Origin of the sequence: Ohessyouella blattaphilus (assembly GCF_024721265.1) — a bacterium.
GTDB lineage: Bacteria > Bacillota > Clostridia > Lachnospirales > Lachnospiraceae > Aequitasia > Aequitasia blattaphilus_A.
On sequence record NZ_JAMXOC010000001.1, the window covers coordinates 1 to 20,017 of the forward strand.

Consider the following 20,017-nt stretch of genomic DNA (forward strand, 5'->3'; position numbering starts at 1 on the left):
AAAGCCATTGGTCGAGGCTTATTTCAAGTGGGTCAAGCAGAACGTCGATAAAGTATTAAAGAAATCCAAAACACATAGCGGGCTTACCTACTCTATAAATCAAGAAAAGTATCTCAAACGCTTTCTTGAAGATGGAGAAGTGCCGATGGATAACAATGCTGCTGAACAGACTATACGTAGCTTCTGTATTGGTAGGCGTAACTGGATGGTGATAGATACCATTAGTGGCGCCAAAGCAAGTGCGATTATTTATAGCATTGCCGAGACAGCAAAGGCAAATAATCTGAAACCGTATGAGTATTATGAGCATCTCCTAACGGAGATACCAAAACACCTAGAGGATACTGGCCGTGGCTTTTTAGAATATCTCTTACCTTGGTCAGACAAGCTACCGGCTAATTGTCGGAAATAATTTTAACAGCGCCGTCTTAAAGACGGCGTGTTTCTGTCAAGGTACCGACTATGGAGCATTTACGATTAAATAAAACTAGAAACGCCATGCCAATCAACGCACTAATACAAATTCGTTTAACTCTCTGCATACCCAACTTCTCCTTTAGTGTTTTAACTTTAACCCGAAAAGGAGCTTCGGAAATAACTCCAACTGCTCCCTTTCCTTTATTTCTTATTCGTACGCTTTTAAATAACGCATCATGATTGTTGCACATTGAGCTCTTACAGCGCTACCTTGTGGGTCCAACTTGCCATTCGTTCCCGAGATAAAACCAACACCCACTGCCCATTGAAGTGACTTTTTCGCATATGCAGAAACGTTACTATTATCTGGAAATCCTGATAGATCTCCGCTTTGACTCAAATCATATCCTTTAAACTTAGAATAGCTATATAGCATCGTAGCAATTTGCTCTCTATTGATACTATCACCAACACCAAACCGACCATCTTGATAACCATTAACAATACCATTCTGAGCTGCCCATAAAATCGGCTTAGTATACCACTGACCATCAGCAACGTCACTAAAACGACTTTCGTATGCAACCGCCGGGCTACCTTCTAGTTTGTAAAGTAACGCCGCAAACTGGGCACGTGCTAGATTTTGCGTTGAGCCAAAAGTGTAGTCATCGATTCCCGTCATAATTCCTTTTTGGAACATGCTCTTTACCGGTGCATAATACCAATCTCCTACTTTTACATCATCAAAAGCAATATCTACGTCAATAGGAGTTGTGGAGATTATCAAATTGTCATCGTAGCAAACCTGACGATTGTTCATACTTTCCTGTGTTGTAAAGACTTTACTAACATCTATTTTTTTATTAGCAACTCGCGGCCCAACATAATAAGACATCTCACCTATCAATTGAGGTGTGTAGGCGTAAATAGAATACGAATACACAGTACCCGCTGTCTTAATGTTTATATTTGAGTTTTCAATAATCAACCCGCCGCCGTAAAATTCGCCTTCTGCATATGTAAGTCCAGAGGCAAGTCCAAACACTCTTTGCGCACTTCCTAGGTCAATATTAACATTCGCATTGCGAATCTCAAGATTCCCTTCCTGCGCATCTATTCCTACTCTTGTGCTTGAAGCAAAGCCTTTACTAGTAATATTTACTGTTCCACCTAATATTTTTATCCATGGATGGTTCTCTTTTGAAGACCACATATTAATGCCATAATAGGAACCCCACCCAAAATTTTGAACGATATTATACAGACCTGATTCAACAGTAAAATTTTGAGGACCATTTACAAAAATCGAACTACAATTTACTTCACCGTCTCCACCGAAAATATAATCCCCGCTTCCAAGCTCAATCTCATCAAAGTAATTCTTCCCTTTGAACACTACCTTCAGAGGATTTTCATTGTGATGTGCAAGTTCAAGCTGCCACCCTCCCTGATAACTATTTACTGTTAGTATTCCTGTGCTCACATCATAGTTAAAGACACCGGCATAGTCAGGATTATTTCCTTCTTCTTGACTATATATCTCTGCATATCCATCCCCACGAAACTTTCTTATTACGATATAAGCATCATCCGAACTCATCTGATTATATTCTGCATTCTCTACCATCTGTTGTTGAATAAATTCATCATCTTCGTGAATCCTCTCAAGACTTTGGTCTTGATAATCACCTCTGTCATCAGCATCAGCCGCTTTAACTACGACCTGTGTCATCAGTAGCGCTAAACAAAAAACAGCGATTACTAACCACAGCCCTTTACATTTGTTCTCCTTTTTGGCTCTCATTTCTTCCTCCTTCTTTTGCGTTGAATTTATGTTGTTACAATTTTATCATGTTCACACTTTAAACACAATATGCATTCAAATAGCGCATCATAATTGCCGCACATTGCGCTCTTACTGCGCTGCCTTGCGGGTCCAACTTGCCATTCGTTCCCGAGATAAAACCAACACCCACCGCCCATTGAAGTGGATTCTTCGCATATGCTGAAACGCTACTATTATCTGGAAATCCTGATAAGTCACCGCTTTGACTCAAATCATACCCTTTAAACTTCGAATAACTATACAGCATCGTAGCAATCTGCTCTCTATTGATACTATCACCAACACCAAACCGACCATCTTGATAACCATTAACAATACCATTCTGAGCTGCCCACAAAATCGGCTTGGTATACCACTGCCCATCAGCAACGTCACTAAAACGACTTTCGTATGCAACCGCCGGGCTTCCTTCTAGTTTGTAAAGCAGAGCTGCAAATTGAGCGCGCGCTAAGTTTTCATTAGCTCCGAAAAGCGTCTGATTCAGACCTGTCATGATGCCACGTTCGCTTACAAACATTACTGGCGAATAAAACCAGTTTTCTTTTGAAACATCCGCAAAGTTTTGCGAATATTTTATATTCTCTTCACCACACTGAGAGCAAACATATTTCTTGTAACCTTCTCCTGTATGCTCTAAAACATACGCATGACCTGTCATTTCTGTCTCATTGCTTCGATATGTATGGTCACAGATACTACAGGTATATTCCGTATATCCCTTTGTAGTACATGGTGGCACGATTTTCGAAACATAATTATGAGCAGAGACATGAACTGGAATCGTAAGTGCATTCGCTTCCGCACCAGGTATATACACATTTAAAGTTGTACTCCCAACTTTTTTTGCAGTAAGCGATACCTTCAATCTAAGCTCAGTATTAACGCTTGTCATTGTTGCTATCGTCGAATCCGCCATTTTACATGTTAAGTCACGTTGATCAATCCAAACACTTGCACTCCATTCACCTGTCTCAACATAAACGGGTGGGAGATCTAGGTTCATTGTTTCGCCAATGTGCAAATTATATGACGTATCTGGCTGATATGATGATAGAGCCAACTTTGCTATCGCTAAATCTACTGGTATTGTATGAGGCTTATCAACCATGCCATTACTTCTGATTGGCTCTGCGCCTGCTGCAGATTCTGCAAATATTTGTGTGTAGTAAAACCCTTGTCCTGCCACCTCATACACACCAATACCAATACTTTTGTTCTCCGTGTTTATAATATTTCCTCTATGTCCTGTCGATGCCATCCATGCTTTCATCACCTCTTCAGCCGAATAAAATTTCGCAGCAATATTTTCAGCTTTGCAACCTTCTAAACTTAGGGTACCATCTGGTCGCGTGTGGCTATAATATACCGCACACTCCGCTGAACGGAGCATGGCATAGTCCATCAAACTCTCATCCATGGTCAAAGGTGCAGCTCCTAAGGCACTTCGCTCTTGGTTTACAATATCTAATATTTCCCATGCCATATCATAGTGCTCCGCTCCAAACACCTCAACTTCAACGGTTGCCTCCGTTGCCATTGATACCTGACATAGAGAAAGACTTAAAATAAAGACTAAGACTATAGACATTAATTTCTTCTTTCGTATATACCCTCTTCTCATAACTGTTTCCCTTTCACTTTTAAGTATATTAAAACTCCTTCAGAATACTCCTATGCTTCCCTCACAATGTGTTTTTCCAAATGTGTTTATCTCATTCTCCTCATATACAAGGCTTCTATTTGGTACTATTCACTTTTTTACTCATACGCTTTCAAATAACGCATCATGATTGTTGCACATTGCGCTCTTACTGCACTGCCTTGTGGATCTAACTTACCATTCGTTCCCGAAATAAAGCCAACACCTACCGCCCATTGAAGTGACTTTTTCGCATATGCAGAAACGTTACTATTATCCGGAAATCCTGATAAATTTCCGCTTTGACTCAAATCATACCCCTTAAACTTAGAATAGCTATATAGCATCGTAGCAATCTGCTCTCTATTGATACTGTCTCCAACACCAAATCGACCATCTTGATAACCATTAACAATACCATTCTGAGCGGCCCACAAAATCGGCTTAGTGTACCACTGACCATCAGCAACGTCACTAAAGCGGTTATCATACTCCACGCTAGGACTACCTTCTAGTTTGTAAAGCAGAGCTGCAAACTGAGCACGTGCTAGATTTTGCGTTGAGCCAAAAGTATAGTCATCGATTCCCGTCATAATTCCTTTTTGGAACATGCTCTTTACCGGTTCATAATACCAATCTCCTACCTTCACATCATCAAAAGCAATATCTACATCAATAGGAGTTGTGGAGATTATTAAATTCTCCCCACAAACCTGAAGATTATTCATACTCTCATATTTTTCGAAGACTTTACTGGCATCAATCTTTTTATTAGCAACTCTCGGTCCAACATAAAAAGACATGTCACCTATAAATTCAGGATTATAGGTCCAAATAGAACACGAATAATTAGTACCTACTGTCTTAATTCTTACATTTGAATTCTCAATAATCAATCCCCCTCCATACAATCCACCTGCAGAATAAAGTCCATAAGCCCAGCCTGCACTTCCTAAATCAATGTTAACATTCGCATTGCGAATCTCCAGATTCCCATACTGCACATTTATTCCCATTCTTATTCTTGCATCAAAGTCTTTGCTTGTAATATTTACAGTTCCACCCAATATTTTTATCAACGGATGGTATTCCTCCTCATCAGTCACATGAATCCCTTGATATAAATCATACTCGCGCTGCTGAACAATATTGTATATGCCTGATTCAATAGTTAAATTGGAATGACCTCCCAGAAAAATCATACCGCAGTTTACTTCATCGTCTCCACTGAAAATATAATTTAATTGTCCAACACCACGATTGAGCATTGTAATCTGTTCAAAATAATTCTTCCCTTTAAACACCACTTTCATAGGACTTTCATCATTTGCATCCCTTATAAATAAATCTCCATTCCCCTGGTACCCGTTTACCGTCAATATTTTTGTGCTTGGGTTATAGTTAAAAAAAGAAGCATAAGCAGGATTATGTCCGTTCTTTGAAGAATAAACTTCCTTGTATACATTTCCTCCATCTTCATTTATTAAAAGTTCAACATTATCTGAACTCATCTGATTATAATCTGCATCCTCAACTAACTCCTGCTGACTAAATTCATCATCTTTGTGAACCCTCTCAAGATTTTGGTCTTGATAATCACCGCTGTCCTCAGAATCAGCAGCTATCACTACCCCCTGCGTCATCAGCACCGCTATAAAAAATGCTGCAATCACTAACCACAGACCTTTACATTTGTTCTCTTTTTTTTCTCTCATTTCTTCCTCCTTGTGCGTTGAATTTATGTTGTTACAATTTTATCATGTTCACACTTTGAACACAATATGCATTTAAGATTCTATACTAAATGTTGGGGTGAATGATTTATAAAATCATCCGCCCCAACACTTGACATAAAATTCTTTTCTTTCACTTCTTATTCGTACACATTCAAATAACGCATCATAATTGTTGCACATTGCGCTCTTACTGCACTGCCTTGCGGGTCTAAGTTACCATTTGTGCCTGAAACAAAGCCCACACCCACTGCCCATTGAAGTGGTTTCATCGCATATGCTGAGACGCTGCTATTATCCGGAAATCCTGATAAATCTCCGCTTTGACTCAAATCATACCCTTTAAACTTAGAATAGCTATATAGCATCGTTGCAATCTGCTCTCTATTGATACTGTCACCAACACCAAACCGACCATCTTGATAACCATTAACAATACCATTCTGAGCGGCCCACAAAATCGGCTTGGTATACCACTGCCCATCAGCCACATCACTAAAACGACTTTCGTATGCAACCGCCGGACTACCCTCTAGCTTATAAAGTAACGCAGCAAACTGAGCTCTTGCGAGATTCTCATTAACCCCAAATACCAGCGAGTTCAGCCCGGTCATAACACCTCGTTGATACATATATTTTACAGGTGAGTAGAACCAGTCGTCTTCTTTTACATCAACAAAAGATAACGGTAGGTCTATCGTTACATCACACTCTGCTTTTAGACCATTCGTTAAAGTTGCCGTGATTACTGTTTTCCCATCCCTATGCCCAATTACGCATCCACTCGCATCGACCGTAGCTGTTTCCGGATTACTACTAGTCCAATGAATGCGCTTATCTTCTGTCGTAAATTTAGGAGAAACTATCGCTTGTAAGGTCGCTGACGAACCGATTGAAATCTCCGTTTGTTCAAGAGAAATATCCTGTATGGGTATATATAAACTTTCAATTTGCTTATCATTTAAGGCAAAGTTTATCGCCGCCTCTAAATCTATTAACCCATGACCATATTGCCAATCCCAGCCAACGCTCCCCAAATCTTTAGCAGTACCAAACAAAATCGTTTTCACTTGATTCGTCGTTAAATTCGGATTCACACCTAGCATCAATGCAACTGCACCACTTACTATTGGTGCCGCCATAGATGTTCCGCTTTTGTATATACATCCACCACCTCTTTGAATACTATAGATATTAACTCCCGGTGCAGAAATATCTTTATAAGCATTGTAATCGGCATAGCTTGCTCGCCTATTATTTTGGTCTGTGTTTATAACTGAAATACTGGCTCCAAAGTCTGCTGGATATATTCGGCTTGTCTGTGCAATCCCCTCAAGCCCGTTACCACCTGCACATACTGTTATAACATTGCTAGCAGCCGCTCTGTTTATCGCTTCCTCCAAGAGAAAATCGCTTTTTTCTGTATCACTAATATAACCTCCCAAACTCATATTAATGACACGCGCCCCACTACTTACTGCAAGCTCATAAGCTTTGATGATATTTGCCGTCGAAGCGCTGTATTTGCCATTATTCTTTTCAAACACATTGTAACAAATAAGCTCCGTGTTATAAGAAACACCTGCGATATCCTTTCCATTTCCCGATTCCGCTGCAATAATCCCTGCTACATGGGTACCATGGCCATTCAGGTCTGTAAGTTCAGAAGTTTCATTAACAACGTCATACGATTTTTCATGATCAACTATATTTACTAAATCATCATGTTCCTTATCGACTCCAGTATCAATAACTGCAACTTTAACCTTGTGTTTTGCTCGCACCAATCCCCACGCTTCACTTATCCTAGCATCGCTGCATAAATACCACTGTTGCGAGACGCCTGGATCATTGGGAGTTTCCATCAACGAATAACGAAAATTTGGCTGAACATATTTAACACTTGGCAAATCACCATATTGCCCGGCCCTTTCTTCAACAGAGACTTCCGTTTCAATCACAGCCGCCATACCTATTTCAGTCAAAAACCGTTCCTTAACTGTGTCTCCTACGATTGTAGGTTCTGACAATGAACGCGCTCTTATTCCTGTTTGATGCTCATAAACTACAATCAGTTCGCTTAACTCACAGGACGTGTCCTGCGCGCTCACAGTCTTAAACACAATCAAAAAAAATACAATAATGCTTATTACTGTGAAAAATATTCTTTTACTCATATGCTTCATTCTCATACGTTTATATACTTACAATAATTCTGCATCCAGAAATTGATACATCCTTTCAACCTCTTGTTTTATTTCATCCTTTCGTTCTAAAGAAATCGCCTTATCTACTATTTCACTAATACATAATTCGTGGTTCAATTCAGACACCACATAATATTGGTCAAACCCCAAATCAAATAGCATATTACTTGTTTTATTACTATAACTCAGCGGAATCACCTTGCATCCATAAATCAGTCCCAACACTATCGAATGAAAACGTGTACCCACTACATATTCCGAATCCGCAAACAAACTCAATATCTCTTCTATGTTTTTTTCATATGCATGACACTTTGTCGACTGACGTAATTCTTCATTTAAGCATGCCCATATTTTATTAAGCATTACTGTATCTTGTTCAAAACTACAGAAAGAAACTAAAGAGATTGAGTACTTTTTTTCATTAAAGTATGCGATTATCCTTACGATAAAATTAATATACTCCCTCTCAAAATCACATAATTCCTCTCGATGTTCCAAATTAATAACCGAAATAGTGACGTTTTTTTTCTTTTCGTTAATTGGAGCGGTCATACCAAACAAAACATCTGGACCACAAGTAACATTCCCGAGTGTCTGAAATAGCTCATATGAATATCTATCTCTAAAAGAAATACCACCATATTCTTTAAACAGCTCATTATAGCTTGCTAAATAGCTGTCATCTGTATACGGACCAAAATTTCCGCTTATTTGATATAATTTTTTACTATTAAGAATTAAGTTCCTATCATATTCAAAAAAAGCTTTCCATTCTGTCCCATGTTGAACGAATACAGACCCTCCAATATGAACCGTAAGATCGCTCCTTCTAGCTAATTCCATTTTAGCAGCATCAAACTCTCCCTCTTTTATTCCCTTTTTATTTTTTCTTTTGGTGCCAAAACTATCTGTTGAAATCACTTTACAATTATTTAAATTGCTAAAAGTTTCTCGATAATACTTGGGAGCAAGCACCAAAAACTCTGTATTTCTATATCGATCACATAGTTCTCTAACAAATAAATCATCGCCTAAATTTGAAAATAAATATGCATGTATAAGGACTTTCTTCTTCCTCGATAAAGCTCCATTTCTTTTATTCGATAAATCTTTTATCGCTCTTAGAGGTTTTGTAACGCGCCAACTTGTTGATCTCTTCATACTAACAATTACCTTTTGTTGTTCCGTCACCATATCCTGCAAGCTATCTTTATGAGCCATTAATGAGCTTTTTTCCTCTTTGTATCGTTCAATTTCCTTTATTGTCTCTATAGAATAGTATTGCTTCTTAGCATTATCCGCATAGTAATCGAATAGCGAATAACTATATTGATTGCTCAACACCTCTACATTCTCATCACACTGATATAGGCGCTCTAGAGCATCCATCCCCAATACGGGATTTACTTCTGTACATTCAATTGCTCTCCTCAAAAGTAACGCTTTTTCACACTCTAACTCGTTTTCTAGTTCAGAACTCGGATTAATAAACAAACCACCAAATGCCGAAACAAAGCGCTGACTATCAATATCATCAAAAAAATGTTTGCGAATATTCATGTGTTCGTTCATAAATCTAATCGAATTACGTTCTGAAACACTACTGTTTTGCTCTTCCGTCCTTCTGTATAATGTAAGTGCTTCCTCAACGAAATAGAACTCTGTTTGCTTTGCCAAACGCACAAAGAAGTCCATGTCATGAGCTTGAATATAGGTCAGGTTGAAATATCCAACCACTTCATGCAACGCTCGTTCATATACCATTGAGCTTTGAATCAAGCTATTCCCAAAGAAAAAGAAAAAACGTAACCAAGCCTCCCCATTTTCTTGTCTACTATTATATAACTCTAATAACTCTTGACAATCACAACGTATATCACTGTTTTCGTCAATTATTTCAAGTTTTGTAAAACACACCTTGGCATCCACGTGGCTTTCTAATACATTAAGCTGTTTAGATAACTTATCCATTTTCCATACATCATCGCTATCCAGACGCGCTATATATTTTCCCTTTGCTGCTTTAAGTCCTGTATTTGTCGCCACACAAATATGACTATTTTTCTTCAAAAAAATAGGTTTAATCCGATTGTCTTTAAAACTCTTTATAATGTCCCTTGAACTATCTGTAGAGCCATCGTCTACAACAATCAATTCCCAGTTATGATATGTCTGAGATACAACACTTGCAATTGCTTGGCGTAAATATCTTTCCTTATTGTAATTAACCATTACAATGCTCACTAATGCTTCCTCTTTCACGTCGCGTCCCCCATCATTAGAAATCTTCACACAATATTACGCACTCTTTTTTACTATTCAGTCGCCCCAGTATCTTCCACCGGTTCCTGATACATCTTTACACTTACTTTATCAAGGCTAACTTTTTTCCAGTTGCCTTTATTTACTTTCACATCTGCTTCTTTAAGCCATTTCTCTACCGTTTCGGTATAATGATCGTTCTGACGCTCGGTCACAATCTGCTCTTTCTTGGCATCTGTGGCTTCTCGGTCCAAGTAGGTATTCACCTTCGCTACATAGCAGCCATTATCAGTCTCAATTACACCAGAGGTCGCTCCTTCTGCTAACTGATCCACCGCTTCTAAGAACTGGGCTGTAAGGGAGGTGCTATCCTTATCAAACGTTGTAGACACCGGCTCTTGTCCCTGTTCTGTAGCATACGCCTTAAAGTCAGGAGCACTTGCTACACCATTGGCAAAATCCTCTGCACTTTTCTTGATTTCTGCTTTCTTTGCTTCGTCAGTTACATCTACCTGAGTGCCGCTTTCATCTTGCTCTTTATAGAGAAAAGAGACATAGTCCATTTGCTTCTGGGCTGCTTCCTCATCTGAGACTTCGGTACTAACTTCTGCGCCGATGGCATCCTTCATCTTCTTCTGAATCGTCATCAGCTTTAAGACTTCCTCTACGTTTTCTTTCGTTCCTGAGACTGTCTCGATGGTTTTCTTATCATTGTTCTCTACGAAAGCTTTCGCTGTCTTTGTAATCGCTGCTTCCTCTTCTTCTGTAACCTCTACTTTATAATCTTTCATGTGATCTTGAAGAATCGCCATCTCTTCTAACTGCTCAAGAGCCGTCTCTTTCACTGATTCTTCGTAGGTCTTGCCTTCGGCCGCTTCATTGCCCCAGAAATCCTCTCCTAGGTAAGCGCTATAGTAGGTTTCGTATTCCGCTTGGTTAAAGCGAGTGTAGAAATTAGCCACTCCAGCTGTAACCGTATGGGAATCTACCGTCACAATCGTATCATCGTCCTTCAGGCTCCCACAGCCTGTAAGCAGCGTTGTAGTCATTAAAAGTGCTAATATTCCGGAAATTGTTCTCTTCATAATTATTTACCCTCCTGGTCATCATAACTCATAATATTATAGCCTTTTTTCACCCTTCAAGCAATCCTTTTATTCCTGTCACCATCTCCTCGGCAACTATCAGTGGATCTGGCTTTTTATCCTGCCGGTTTCCGCCTTTGCTCTGGTAGTAAAAAGCCGGTGGTGAATCCGCCCTAAAGATAACCTTTCCGTGATAATTTTTCACAAAATCCGCAATCCTATTTATATCCACCGGCGCATCGCTTTTCATAGTGAACTTAAGTTCATCTTGCTTTTGCTCAATGCTAGTAATATATGCCTCATGAGCTCTGGCTTTTAGCATCGCTACTGCAATCAGCACTTCCACCTTCTTCGGCAAATCACCAAAGCGATCGATCAGTTCATCGGTAATATCGTCCTTGTCCTTCTCGTTCTCGATGGTAGCTATACGCTTATACATATCTAGCTTCTGGTTGCCACTCTTTATATACGTATCTGGGATAAATGCATCCACGCTAATATCCACCGTTGTGGTGAAGTCGGGGGCACTGCTTTCCCCCTTCAAGTGGCGAACCGCTTCATTAAGCATCTTACAGTAGAGATCATACCCTACTGCTTCCATGTGGCCGTGCTGTGAGGCCCCTAGTAAGTTTCCGGCACCGCGAATCTCCAGATCTCGCATAGCGATTTTAAAACCACTACCTAAGTCGGTAAATTCTCTAATAGCCGAGAGGCGCTTTTCCGCTACTTCCTTTAAAAGCTTATTGCGACGATACAGAAGGAAGGCGTACGCCATTCGGTTAGAACGCCCCACCCGACCACGCAGCTGATACAACTGAGAAAGCCCAAATTTGTCGGCATCGTGAATAATCATGGTGTTGACATTAGGAATATCTAGCCCCGTTTCGATAATAGTGGTAGACACTAAGACGTCTATTTCACCATTGATAAAGTCCAGCATAATGCTTTCTAATTTATTCTCCCGCATCTGCCCGTGAGCATAGGCCACCGTTACATCTGGAATTAGCTTTTGTAGCTTGCCGGTCACTTGATCGATATCCTCTACCTTATTGTATACATAATAGACCTGACCACCTCTAGCCACTTCCCGCTCGATGGCTTCCCGTACCATTTCATTATGATGCTCCATCACATAAGTCTGGATTGGCATTCGTTCATTTGGCGCTTCTTCTAAGACACTCATGTCCCGAATACCAATCAAGGACATATGAAGAGTTCTAGGAATCGGTGTCGCTGACAGGGTAATTACCTCCACATTGGTCTTCAGTTCTTTGATTCGCTCTTTATGCTTTACGCCAAAGCGTTGCTCTTCATCCACAATCAAAAGACCCAGATCCTTGTACTTTACATCAGCACTAAGTAACCTGTGAGTACCGATAACAATATCTACCAAGCCTTTTTTCAAATCTGTCAGTGTTTGCTTCTGCTCTTTCGCCGAGCGAAAGCGACTAAGCAAATCCACTCGCACCGGATAATCCTTCATCCGCTGAGAAAAGGTCTTAAAGTGTTGCTGAGCCAAAATCGTAGTCGGCACTAGATACACCACCTGCTTATTCTCTTGAACCGCTTTAAAAGCCGCTCGTACGGCGATTTCCGTCTTGCCGTAACCCACATCGCCACAAATTAAGCGGTCCATAATCTTATCGCTTTCCATATCACGCTTCACATCCTCAATAGCGTGAAGCTGATCTTCTGTCTCTTCAAAGGGAAAAAGCTCCTCGAATTCCTGTTGCCAAACGGTATCCTCGCCGTAACGAAAGCCCTTTTCTTCTTGCCTTTTTGCATACAGCTCTACCAGTTCTTTGGCGATTTCTTGTACGGCTCCCCGAACCTTTTTCTTGGTGTTACCCCACTCTTTCGTTCCTAGGGTATTAAGCTTTGGCTTCTTGGCATCGGCACCAGCGTATTTCTGAATTAAGTCTAGCTGGGTGGCCGGAATATATAGATTACCGCCTTTTGCATAAGCGATTTTCATAAAGTCTTTGGCATTCTTATCAACCTGGATTTTTTCAATCCCTTGGTATATCCCCAGACCGTGGTTTTCATGAACCACATAATCGCCTACCTGGAGCTCTTGGAAATTGCTAATCTTGCGCCCTTCATAGGTCTTTCGTTTCTTCTTTTTTCGTACCTTACCAAAGATGTCGCTTTCGGCAATCACAACAAACTTAAGCATGGGATATTCATATCCTGTCTCTACGTAGCCCCGACTCGTCATAATTTCGCCAGCGGCAATTTCCTGGCCTAAATCTTCACTATAAAAGCTATGGAGGCTATAATCCCGCAAATCTTCGGCCAACCGTTTTGCTCGGCTTCTAGATGCCGACAGTAACAAGACCTGATACCCCTCTCGCTTAAGTCTTTTCAGATCCTTTGTCAGTAGCTCAAAGCTACGATTATAAGGATTCACATTTTGACCGTGGACACTGGCACTGCCTACCACTTTAAAACCTCGTTTTTTCGTATCCAAGGTGTAAAAGCCTACGCAGTGATAGCCATTTAGCTTCTTTATTACCTGAGAAGTAGTAAAAATTAGGCTTTCGCTTTCGGCCACATCGACCCCTTCTAAGACTCGCCGGGACTGGGCTTCTAAAAACTCTTGCTCTAAACCCTCGCCCTTTTCCACAATTCGCAAGGGTTCATCCAAAAAAATGGCCGTCTCTTCCGGCGCAAAATAATCTAGAAAACTCTGATTACGTCGCTCTTCGTAATAATCCGAGGCCGGAAAGACCGTAACTTCACCAATATTCTCTAGCGAACGTTGGGTCTCCACCTGAAAGGTTCGCATCGAGTCTATCTCATCACCCCACAGTTCGATTCTTACCGGTTCCTCTGCCGTAATCGGGTAGATATCGATAATACCACCACGTAGAGCAAATTGTCCTAACCCTTCGATTTGCTCTACTCGTTCATAGCCAGCAGCCACCAAATCCTTAGTTAGTTTTTCTAAATCTAAGCTATCGTTTTCCTTAATCCGAATAATTCTACTCTCGATAAAGCTTTTCGACACCAAGGTGTCCATTAGAGCTTCGATAGAGGTAACGATGGTAACCTCACTTCCTCCATAAATCGCCTCTAGCACTTCCGAACGCGCCTTTAAGATATCCTTACTTCGCAAATCCGCCTGAAAGAACAGCAAATCTTTGGCGGGATAGTAGTACGTTCTCTCGTCTAAGGCCGAATATTCATCAAAACAAACTTTTGCTCGCAGCTCACTAGAACAAGCGATGATTTTGTATTTAAAACCATCGCTAAGGGCGTACATCATATGGGTCTTTTGGGAGGATACAAGACCTGAGAGTTGAAACAGCCCCTTCTCCTTACCCAGACATGATTTCGCCTCTTGAAAAGCGTCTAACTCTTTAAGAGGAGCAACTATCGCTTTCATCTATTCCTCTGCTTTCTCGTGAACCTTGCGGTTATATCTGTTCATCGCAGCTTCAATCTCGCCACTTAGTATCTTTTCGATGGCCTCGCAGGCCTCTTCGTAGCCTTCTGTCATTTTCTCTTGTTCCGCTTTTGTAAAATGCCCCAGCACATAATCTGCCAAATCATACTTTTTGGGTTTTTCTCCCACTCCCACCTTGATTCTCGGGAAAACCTCTGTCTTTAAGTGAGAAATAATGCTTTTAATCCCATTATGCCCCCCAGCACTGCCCTTTTTCCTGATTCGCAGTTGACCTACCGGCAGACTCACATCATCATAGACGACAATCAGCTCACTAGCCGGATCTATCTTGTAGTAGTCTACTAAACCAATCAAACTCTCTCCGCTTAAATTCATATAGGTTTGCGGTTTCGCCAGAATCACCTTCTGGCCAGCAATCATCCCTTTACCAATAAAAGCCCGCTTACTGCGGTGCTCCACATCGATATTATACTTAGCCGCTAATGTGTCAATTACGGCAAAGCCAACGTTATGCCTGGTGCCTACGTATTCTTTTGTAGGATTTCCCAAACCCGCAATAATATACATTCTATCTTCTCCTCTATCTTTCAGGTAAAAAGGAAGTCCTGGTGGACTTCCTTTTTTAAAAGCATCTTAACTACTTATCCTTGCACAATCAAATACTGACCACCGGGAATCGGAAATACTTCCGAAGCCTCCTCTAACTCGTCTAGACTCATCTGGGCCGTATCGATACCTTCTTCTTCAAAATACTCTCTTACTTCTTCGATACTATCAACCACAATAGCCATACAATCCTCGAGAAACGCTTCCGCTTCTGCATAGTTTTTCGCCACCGGCTCATCAAATAACTGCTCTTGATTCTCTAAAAAGACATCCAAAATCTCTTCACTATATTCATACATGTTCCCGCCTCCCTTGTATCACTTTAAATACTCAAGTAACTCTTCCGGACTATGAAAGAGTAGTTTCCCGCCAGCCTCTATCAGTTCCGTCTCACTTCGAAAGCCCCAAGTTACTAATAACGTTGCAACATCTGCATTCGTTCCTGTAAGTAGATCTACATCAGAATCACCGATATAGGAGCAATTCTCTCTAGCCACCTCTAATTCCTCAAGAATCTGCCAAACACCCGCTGGATCCGGCTTTCTCGGCACCTCGTCCCGCTGTCCATAGACCCTCTCAAACAATCCATCAGGAAATAAAGTCCACATTACTTTCATGGCTTGCTCGTGAGGTTTGTTAGACAGCACGCCTAACTTGTAACCTCGCTTTTTCAGCTCTTTTGCCATCTCCGTAATACCTGTGTAGGCTCGCACACGATACGTACAGTGACTAGCAAATATTTCTTTGTAAATCCCTAACGCCTCTGGTAAATACTGGGAAACACTGCCACCGCCCGCTGTGACCGCTCGTTCTATCAGCACCTTTGCACCTTCACCTACAAACGAGCGACACTGCTCATCAGAGATAGGATTCAGCCCTAATTTCTCCAAGGTTAGCCCCACAGAATAAGTCAGCGACTCCATCGTGTCCGCTAAAGTTCCATCTAAGTCAAATATACACGCCTTCATGACATATCCTCCACTAAATTAATCATATTATGAACGGCGCAAAAAAACAAGGACAATCTTACCCAGACGCTAACGCTCCCATTTATCCGCCAGATTATCAATCTGATCTCGTAGCTTGGCTAGGTCCTTATTCGCTATCCCTTCATTCTGGTTCACTACCTCTAAGAGGCGCTTAGCGGCAGCTACCGCACGGTTAAACGCGCTTTGGTTACGCACCTTCTTCTCATCCTTTTCAGACTCGTAGACCTTTCTCACTCCTAAAGTAACTACCTCGCCAGTAATTAGATCTAACGTGCCCCCAGAAAAAGGCGCAAAAGCCTCAATACCAAGCGCCTCTCCCAGTAAAGCCGCAAAGGTGTCGGTTACCGTGTCTTCACCGTGTACCACCACTACCTTTTTCGGTTTTCTTTTAAAGCCAGCCAACCAATCCAACAATCCGTTTTGATCAGCATGTCCACTAACACCCTTCAGTGTCTCTATTCGCGCCTTAACCTCTACCACCTCACCGAAGAGCTTCACACTATCTACCCCTTCGATTAAGCGCCTGCCGAGGGTTCCTACAGCTTGATAGCCTACAAAGCAAATCGTCGACTCCGGACGCCAGAGATTGTGTTTGAGATGATGACGAATGCGTCCCGCTTCACACATTCCCGAAGCCGAGATAATTACCTTACACTCTTTATTTACATTAATCAGTTTTGACTCATCACTGGTGGTCGTGGCCACAAGCCCATCAAATAGTAAGGGATTAATCCCCTGCTCCACTAGACTGAGGGCCTCTTGATCAAAGCAAGACGCATAATTCTTATTAAAGATCTTGGTGGCATTATTCGCTAAGGGACTATCCACATACACCTTAAAATTCGGGAACTCCGGCAAGAGGTTATGCTCCTTTATCTCCCGGATAAAATACAGCATCTCCTGGGTACGTCCCACCGCAAAAGAAGGAACGACTACATTCCCACCTTTTGAAAACGTCTCCCTCATCATCCGCGTGAACTCAGCCACGTAATCAGGCCTTGTATCCCCGTGAATTCGGTCTCCATAAGTGGATTCAACGACAACGTAATCCGCCTCTTCCACATAATGAGGATCCTTTAAGATCGGCTGCTCTACATTGCCGATATCGCCTGAAAAGACGATACTTCTCGTCTGGCCTTCTTCGGTTGCAAAGACTTCAATGGCGGCCGATCCTAAAAGGTGACCAACATCAGTAAACCTTGCACTTACTCCTTCTAATACGGCAACCTCTTGGTTATAGTCCACCGGATGCAAAAGACGAATCGCCTTTTCAGCATCCTCCATGGTATAAAGGGGCTCATATTCCTCCCGACCACTTCGTTTCGCCTTACGGTTGCGCCACCCTGCCTCAAACTCCTGAATATGAGCACTATCTCGGAGCATAATATCGCACAAATCAGCCGTGGCAAACGTACAGATAATGGGACCTGTGAACCCTTTTTGTACTAACAGCGGAAGCTTTCCCGAATGATCGATATGAGCGTGAGTAAGTAACACTACATCTATTTCACTAGGATCCACCGGCAGTTCTTGGTTCTCATATAGGTTTGGACCTTGTTCCATTCCACAATCCACCATAATGTGCTTGCCTGCCACCTCCAAAACGTGACAACTTCCTGTAACCTCATGAGCTGCCCCTATAACTGTTAATTTCATATGCAATATCCTTTCTTAGTTGCTCTCCTAGTTGAAAATGAGCTGCCTATTAAGGCAGCTCAAAGATTATCAATTATTTTCTTCTAAAGAAATCCGGAATCTTAATATCCTGTTCCTTCACGGTACTCTTAGGCACTGTCGGGGTATTAAGCTTCGGTGTCTCACCACCTGTTCCACCTGCCTGGGTTCCTTCTTCTTTACTAGGCATAAAGTCTAAGCTTTTACGCTCTGTTCGCGGGCGTGCTACGCTCTCTTCATTCCCAACAATCGGGGGAATGCCGCGCTGCTTCTGGCCTTCTAGACGGCTCTTTAACTTAGAGGCCGTACCTTGCTGATGAAGACCGGTAGCAATAACGGTAATCGTCGCTTCATCCGCTCGACTATCATCATACATAGCACCGAAGATAATATTCGCATCCTCACCTGCTAGTTCCTGTACGTATTCTGCTGCATCAGAAGCATCCATTAAAGTAATATCTCCTGATACATTGATGATTACATGGCTTGCACCAGCAATCGTCGTCTCTAGTAGAGGACTTGCCACTGCCTGCTTAACCGCTTCAAGAGCCTTATCGTCACCTTTACCCATACCAATACCGATATGCGCAATGCCTTTATCGGTCATAACCGTCTGCACATCTGCGAAGTCAAGGTTAATTAGTGATGGAACGTTAATCAAATCTGTAATACCTTGGATACCTTGCTGTAAGACTTCATCTGCCTTCTTAAGGGCTTCTGGCATAGTCGTGCGTCTATCCACTACCTCTAATAATTTGTCATTCGGAATAACAATTAGAGTATCAACCTCTTTACTTAGTTTATCAATTCCTTGAAGGGCATTGTTCATTCGGGTTTTTGACTCGAATCTAAAAGGTTTGGTAACTACACCAACCGTCAACGCTCCCATGTCTTTAGCAATTCTGGCAACTACTGGCGCTGCACCTGTTCCTGTACCGCCGCCCATACCGCAAGTAACAAAGACCATGTCTGCACCTTTTAAGGCTGCCGCAATCTCTTCTGAACTCTCTTCTGCCGCCTTCTCACCAACTTCTGGTCTGGCACCAGCACCGAGTCCTTTTGTAATTTTTTCACCAATCTGCATAAGTGTTGGCGCCTTGCTCAATTGCAAAGCTTGCTTATCGGTATTAATGGCGATAAACTCCACTCCAGCAATCTGTTCGTCTATCATTCGGTTAACTGCGTTGTTACCGCCGCCTCCGACACCGACAACTATTATTTTTGCTGCCGCTTCTGATTCATTAGTCTTAATTTCTAGCAAAGGTTCGTCCTCCTTTATTTTCCTTAAATATCTATACTACCCACACATAATTTCGTACATTACTAACCTATATAATATCGTTTTTTTTGTAAAATATCAATAGAGTTTTCCTTGTTTTTAGGTTTTTTTCTGCATTTCACTCAATTTGTATGGGGAATTCTCCTCTTTTGAAGGTAATTGTATCGTTATCCTCAGAATAGTTCTCCAAATGCAAGGTTCCTTCTTCTCCTTCTAGATTCGGAAGAATGGGGGCAATTTGCGCAATTTGCTCTTCACTTACCTCTTGTCCAAGCTTTATATAGATATTTCCCATAATCAGATACACACTATTTTCGATATTCATCACCCGCTCTACAGGCAGTTCTTTCTTTCTCGCTTCGTCAGTCGCCAGCAGTATCTGCTGCAAAAGCTGCTTATCGGTTGCCTCAAGAGTATCGCCAACCTGCAATCCTTCCCCAGAGATGCCCTCGATTCTCGGAACATCTGGTAAAAGTTCGTGATGCTTATAGACCACCAGACCGTTAATGTCTAAGTAAGCGTACCCATCTGACATTTCGATATAGCCCACAATCGGCTTTTCCGTAACCGTAATCTTTAGCGTCCACGGGTTCTTTATTCCCACTTTAATCTTATCCAGCGTCTCTAGGCTTTGTCCTTTGCCTAACTTATATTTACCCATTACGTAAAGAGTATTAATAGAGTACGGGTCGTCTCTTACTGTTTCGATTATTTGATTGGTATCTGTGTACGTATTCCCCGTAACAACCACATCTTGGATGTGAAAGAGCACAAATACACCAAGTACAAAAATCGCCAGCCCAATCACGGTTGTAAAGAAATGATATATTCTTACGCTTAGCTTCTTTTTTCGTTTACCATTCATGCC

Annotated in this window: 14 protein-coding genes; 1 reads left to right on the forward strand and 13 read right to left on the reverse strand. The window is 41.6% G+C overall.

Annotated elements, in window-relative coordinates:
* Positions 1-412: IS66 family transposase (locus tag NHH16_RS00005; protein ID WP_262067542.1), on the forward strand; the 412-nt coding region annotated here is incomplete at its 5' end.
* 213 nt (positions 413-625) lie between these two features.
* On the opposite strand, the gene NHH16_RS00010 is transcribed toward NHH16_RS00005, so the two are convergent.
* The 13 genes from NHH16_RS00010 to NHH16_RS00070 form a co-directional block, all read right to left on the reverse strand.
* The gene (locus tag NHH16_RS00010) at positions 626-2,221 is read right to left on the reverse strand and encodes an S-layer homology domain-containing protein (protein WP_262067543.1); all 1,596 of its coding nucleotides are present in this window, start codon (positions 2,219-2,221) and stop codon (positions 626-628) included.
* A gap of 58 nt (positions 2,222-2,279) precedes the next feature.
* Positions 2,280-3,851 carry a CAP and S-layer homology domain-containing protein gene (locus tag NHH16_RS00015; RefSeq protein WP_262067544.1) on the reverse strand — a complete coding sequence of 524 codons (1,572 nt, stop codon included), beginning with the start codon at positions 3,849-3,851 and terminating at the stop codon, positions 2,280-2,282.
* 170 nt (positions 3,852-4,021) lie between these two features.
* On the reverse strand, positions 4,022-5,617 hold the full coding sequence (locus NHH16_RS00020; RefSeq protein ID WP_262067545.1) for an S-layer homology domain-containing protein: 1,596 nt from the start codon (positions 5,615-5,617) through the stop codon (positions 4,022-4,024).
* 158 nt (positions 5,618-5,775) lie between these two features.
* Positions 5,776-7,812 (reverse strand): S8 family peptidase, encoded by a 2,037-nt coding sequence (locus NHH16_RS00025; protein ID WP_262067546.1) that lies wholly within the window; start codon positions 7,810-7,812, stop codon positions 5,776-5,778.
* A 27-nt stretch (positions 7,813-7,839) separates the two neighbouring features.
* Positions 7,840-10,107 (reverse strand): glycosyltransferase, encoded by a 2,268-nt coding sequence (locus NHH16_RS00030; RefSeq protein ID WP_262067547.1) that lies wholly within the window; start codon positions 10,105-10,107, stop codon positions 7,840-7,842.
* Between the two features lie 53 nt (positions 10,108-10,160).
* The gene (locus NHH16_RS00035) at positions 10,161-11,192 is read right to left on the reverse strand and encodes a peptidylprolyl isomerase (RefSeq protein WP_262067548.1); all 1,032 of its coding nucleotides are present in this window, start codon (positions 11,190-11,192) and stop codon (positions 10,161-10,163) included.
* Between the two features lie 49 nt (positions 11,193-11,241).
* Positions 11,242-14,580 (reverse strand): transcription-repair coupling factor, encoded by a 3,339-nt coding sequence (gene mfd / locus NHH16_RS00040; RefSeq protein WP_262067549.1) that lies wholly within the window; start codon positions 14,578-14,580, stop codon positions 11,242-11,244.
* On the reverse strand, positions 14,581-15,168 hold the full coding sequence (gene pth, locus NHH16_RS00045) for an aminoacyl-tRNA hydrolase (RefSeq protein ID WP_262067550.1): 588 nt from the start codon (positions 15,166-15,168) through the stop codon (positions 14,581-14,583).
* 74 nt (positions 15,169-15,242) lie between these two features.
* A complete protein-coding gene (locus NHH16_RS00050) occupies positions 15,243-15,506 on the reverse strand; it encodes a glyoxalase (RefSeq protein ID WP_262067551.1) in 264 nt (87 codons plus the stop codon).
* An 18-nt stretch (positions 15,507-15,524) separates the two neighbouring features.
* Complete coding sequence (locus NHH16_RS00055; protein WP_262067552.1) at positions 15,525-16,175, reverse strand: HAD family hydrolase; 651 nt, start codon at positions 16,173-16,175, stop codon at positions 15,525-15,527.
* Positions 16,176-16,244: 69 nt separating this feature from the next.
* On the reverse strand, positions 16,245-17,852 hold the full coding sequence (locus NHH16_RS00060) for an MBL fold metallo-hydrolase RNA specificity domain-containing protein (RefSeq protein WP_262067553.1): 1,608 nt from the start codon (positions 17,850-17,852) through the stop codon (positions 16,245-16,247).
* A 73-nt stretch (positions 17,853-17,925) separates the two neighbouring features.
* Entirely contained in the window at positions 17,926-19,131 is a 1,206-nt protein-coding gene (ftsZ, locus tag NHH16_RS00065) for a cell division protein FtsZ (protein ID WP_262067554.1), read from the reverse strand.
* A gap of 136 nt (positions 19,132-19,267) precedes the next feature.
* A complete protein-coding gene (locus NHH16_RS00070; RefSeq protein ID WP_262067555.1) occupies positions 19,268-20,014 on the reverse strand; it encodes a cell division protein FtsQ/DivIB in 747 nt (248 codons plus the stop codon).
* Positions 20,015-20,017 lie beyond the last annotated feature (3 nt).

Bases quoted from the DNA above. Each gene is read 5' to 3' on its own strand.
- NHH16_RS00035 (WP_262067548.1), bottom strand. From the start codon at position 11,192: ATGAAGAGAACAATTTCCGGAATATTAGCACTTTTAATGACTACAACG.
- NHH16_RS00015 (WP_262067544.1), bottom strand. From the start codon at position 3,851: ATGTCTATAGTCTTAGTCTTTATTTTAAGTCTTTCTCTATGTCAGGTA.
- NHH16_RS00025 (WP_262067546.1), bottom strand. From the start codon at position 7,812: ATGAGTAAAAGAATATTTTTCACAGTAATAAGCATTATTGTATTTTTT.
- NHH16_RS00050 (WP_262067551.1), bottom strand. From the start codon at position 15,506: ATGTATGAATATAGTGAAGAGATTTTGGATGTCTTTTTAGAGAATCAA.
- pth (WP_262067550.1), bottom strand. From the start codon at position 15,168: ATGTATATTATTGCGGGTTTGGGAAATCCTACAAAAGAATACGTAGGC.
- NHH16_RS00070 (WP_262067555.1), bottom strand. From the start codon at position 20,014: ATGAATGGTAAACGAAAAAAGAAGCTAAGCGTAAGAATATATCATTTC.
- NHH16_RS00020 (WP_262067545.1), bottom strand. From the start codon at position 5,617: ATGAGAGAAAAAAAAGAGAACAAATGTAAAGGTCTGTGGTTAGTGATT.
- NHH16_RS00010 (WP_262067543.1), bottom strand. From the start codon at position 2,221: ATGAGAGCCAAAAAGGAGAACAAATGTAAAGGGCTGTGGTTAGTAATC.
- mfd (WP_262067549.1), bottom strand. From the start codon at position 14,580: ATGAAAGCGATAGTTGCTCCTCTTAAAGAGTTAGACGCTTTTCAAGAG.
- NHH16_RS00055 (WP_262067552.1), bottom strand. From the start codon at position 16,175: ATGAAGGCGTGTATATTTGACTTAGATGGAACTTTAGCGGACACGATG.
- NHH16_RS00060 (WP_262067553.1), bottom strand. From the start codon at position 17,852: ATGAAATTAACAGTTATAGGGGCAGCTCATGAGGTTACAGGAAGTTGT.